Origin of the sequence: Ochrovirga pacifica, assembly GCF_000220525.1 — a bacterium.
Taxonomy (GTDB): Bacteria; Bacteroidota; Bacteroidia; order Flavobacteriales; family Flavobacteriaceae; genus Ochrovirga; species Ochrovirga pacifica.
Genome location: NZ_AFPK01000050.1, coordinates 1 through 3,522, shown reverse-complemented (window position 1 = coordinate 3,522; position 3,522 = coordinate 1). Strand labels below are relative to the sequence as shown.

The following is a 3,522-nucleotide window of genomic DNA, read 5'->3' as shown; positions in this document are numbered from 1 at the left end:
TTTGATAGTGTACAACACGCTAAAAAAGCAACAAAAAGTGCTATTAATCTGTACAACCAAATAAGATTACATGTATCTTTAGACTATAAAACACCTAATATGGTATATAAATTAACAGCGTAAATTATTTTTTAACCTGTAGCCATATTTTAGGACTAGACATAGCACAGTAGCAACGTGTTTGAAGTTTTGAAAAGAATTTTATTCGATAAATTTTAGTTTCTGAAAATTTGACTTCTCTCCTATTTTTGAAAAAACTACAACATGAAAATTGAATGTAGAAACGTGCGATTTTGAAACGTAATTACGCTGAATTGAACGTAACAATTTTGAATTTTAATCAGTAACGCGAAAATTGTAACTGCTGAAAATCTTTTAAAACCCGATAAATAAAAAATATTGACAAAACAGTAGCAATGCTGAATTGAAAAATAATCACGCGAAAAATGTAACTGCTGAAAAATCTTTAGAAATCCAATAAATTAAAATCATAAAAAAAAGTAGCAAGGCTGAATGGAAAAGTAACAACGTGAAAAACCAGTAAAACGTGTTCGAATTTATCGTAGTTCTGAAAATTGAAAAATTCAATAATTTGACAAATATTCTTAATGGAAAAAAACTACTTTACACAACACTGCATAAAAGCAATTTGGGGTTGATTTTCTAACGAAAATCAAGTACTTTTAACCAAGGTCAGTACAAAGGTCGAAAAGGCGTTGCTCTTTTCTCCCAAACTGACTTCTATGCAAACCCGTTACCTGCAAGCTGAAAAAACCACCGCACGTTCAAGCACTTTTGTTTTTTTCCAACACACAAATCCAACGCTAAAAAACCAAAAGAGCTTGCCCTTCCTCACCACCACCCAAATAAAATTGTGAATAAAAATTATCAAATCCAACTAATATGAATAGTAAACTTTATTACCTTGTGTCGTTAAATAAGAGATAATGATTAAAGAAAGAATCGACATAGAAAACATTGAAGGACAACTATTTGAAATAAAAGTAGTTGCCCCAGATAATTCTAAACCAGCTTCTTTTACACATTATTTACACAACCATAAGAATGGTGTTTCCCAATTTTACAAAAAAGATGCACTTTCTTATGTAAAAGAAATTCTTGAAAAAGAATATCCAACAGAAAAAGTCACAAATAAAATAGCTGAAGAAGCGCTTCAATATTTGATTTTTGACCTTAATAAATCTGTTCCTTTTCCAGCACCAGAAAAACCGAAATTTAAATTTATTGACCTTTTTGCAGGAATTGGTGGATTCCGTTTAGCTCTTCAAAATCTAAAAGGAAAATGTGTTTTCACTAGCGAATGGGATAAATATTCAAAACAAACTTATAAAGCCAATTTTGGAGAATTTCCTTTTGGAGATATAACAAAACCTGAAACAAAAAATTATATACCTGATAATTTTGATGTGCTTTGTGCAGGTTTCCCTTGTCAAGCGTTTTCGATTGCAGGAAGACGTGGCGGATTTGAAGATACAAGAGGAACACTATTTTTTGACGTAGCAGAAATCATCAAGAAAAAACAACCAAAAGCAATTTTCCTTGAAAATGTAAAAGGATTAAGAAATCACGACAAAGGAAAAACTTTGGCAACTATTTTAAATGTACTTCGAGAAGATTTAGGATATTATGTTCCAGAACCTCAAATTATTAATGCAAAAGAATTTGGAGTTCCTCAAAATCGAGAGCGAATTTTTATTGTTGGGTTTCATAAAGACACTGGTATTACAGATTTTGAATACCCAAAATCAACCAATAAGGAAACCGTTTTAGAAGATATTTTAGAACAAAATGAAGTTTCGGTTAAGTATTATCTTTCAACAACTTACATAGATACATTAAGAAAACACAAAGCAAGACACGAAAGTAAAGGAAACGGGTTTGGCTATGAAATAATACCAAATGATGGAACTGCAAATGCTGTTGTTTGTGGTGGAATGGGAAGAGAAAGAAATTTAGTATTTGATGATAGGTTAACAAATTTCAAACCTATAACTAATATTTCTGGAGAAGTAAACCGAGAGGGAATTAGAAAAATGACACCTCGAGAATGGGCAAGATTACAGGGATTTCCAGACAATTTTAAAATAGTAGTTTCAGATGCACAAGCATACAAACAATTCGGAAATTCAGTTGCAGTTCCAGCAATTCAAGCAACTGCCGAAAAAATAATAGAAAAACTTAACTACAAATGATAACAGGAAATAAAGGAGAATGGAGCGAAATTTATGCTCTTTTTAAATTATTAGGCGACAAACAATTATTTCTTGGAAACAAAGACATTGAAAAGTTAGAAGGTTTAGTTTATCCAATCATAAAAATACTTCGTAGCGAAAACAATGGTAATTTTGAATACTCTATACAAGATGAGATTATTTTAATTTCAGGTAATGAGGAAATTTTGAAAATCCCAATTTCAGAATTTAAAGACAAAGCTCTTTTTCTCTTAAATGCAATCAAGAAAAACAAAGAAAGAACTTTTTCTATTCCAGAAATTGAGGATTTTATGCAATCTATAAACTGTTTTTCATTAAAAGCAAGCTCTTCTGCTAAAACCGATATCACAATTGTTGTTCACGACCAAAGAACTAATCAACAACCTACATTAGGTTTTAGCATAAAATCTCAACTTGGTAGTCCTTCTACTCTACTAAACGCTGGAAAAACGACAAATTTCATCTTTAATATTGTTGGGATTAACTTAACTGAAAATGAAATTAGAGATATCAATTCAATTGCTTCGAGAAGCAAAATAATGGATAGAATTGTTCAAATTCAAAATAAAGGAGGACAATTTGTCTTTGTAAAAACAGAACGAAAAATATTTTCAAACAACCTAGTTTTAATAGACAGTTTGCTTCCCGAAATTTTATCACAAATCGTTTTTGATTTTTATTCAAGTGAGTTTTCAAATTTAACCGATTTAGTAAACAAAACAGCTGACAAAAATCCACTGAACTTTGACATTGAAAACGAACATAAATTTTACGAATATAAAATAAAACGCTTCTTGACAGATGTTGCATTAGGGATGATGCCTTCAAAAGTTTGGACAGGAAAATATGATGCAACAGGTGGATATTTAATTGTAAAAGAAAATGGAGACGTGTTATGTTATCATATTTACAACAGGAATGAATTCGAAGATTATTTATTAAATAACACCAAACTCGACACCGCAAGTTCTTCACGACACGGATTTGGAGAAATTTACGAGGAAAACGAAGAATTATATTTCAAACTGAATTTGCAAATTAGGTTTACGAAATAGCCACCGCTAAAAGCCATACACATTTGCAATTCGCTACAGCCAACACACAAGCCAAAAATTGCAAAAGAGTATGTCTTTGCCAACGCTAGCAAGTTTGCGGAATAAAAGCCAGCAGGTAACAACGTATATAAAAAATAGCGGCTAAAGTGTTTAATCGAAAGAAAATGAATAAATTAGTAGTCAATTATAACCGAAAAATTAGTGCTTAAAACCCGCTACTTTTCATATACAAA

General features: G+C 31.0%; 3 protein-coding genes. All 3 read left to right on the top strand.

The window, feature by feature from the left end:
* On the top strand, positions 1 to 123 hold a 123-nt coding region (locus FS85_RS17025), incomplete at its 5' end, for an integrase core domain-containing protein (RefSeq protein ID WP_010136268.1).
* Between the two features lie 824 nt (positions 124 to 947).
* On the top strand, positions 948 to 2,213 hold the full coding sequence (locus tag FS85_RS0110675) for a DNA cytosine methyltransferase (RefSeq protein ID WP_010136266.1): 1,266 nt from the start codon (positions 948 to 950) through the stop codon (positions 2,211 to 2,213).
* The gene (locus FS85_RS0110670) at positions 2,210 to 3,289 is read left to right on the top strand and encodes an HpaII family restriction endonuclease (RefSeq protein WP_010136265.1); all 1,080 of its coding nucleotides are present in this window, start codon (positions 2,210 to 2,212) and stop codon (positions 3,287 to 3,289) included. Before FS85_RS0110675 ends, FS85_RS0110670 begins: the two co-directional genes overlap by 4 nt.
* Positions 3,290 to 3,522: the final 233 nt, after the last annotated feature.

Coding starts and splice junctions, on each gene's coding strand:
- FS85_RS0110675 (WP_010136266.1), top strand. CDS start 948: ATGATTAAAGAAAGAATCGACATAGAAAACATTGAAGGACAACTATTT.
- FS85_RS0110670 (WP_010136265.1), top strand. CDS start 2,210: ATGATAACAGGAAATAAAGGAGAATGGAGCGAAATTTATGCTCTTTTT.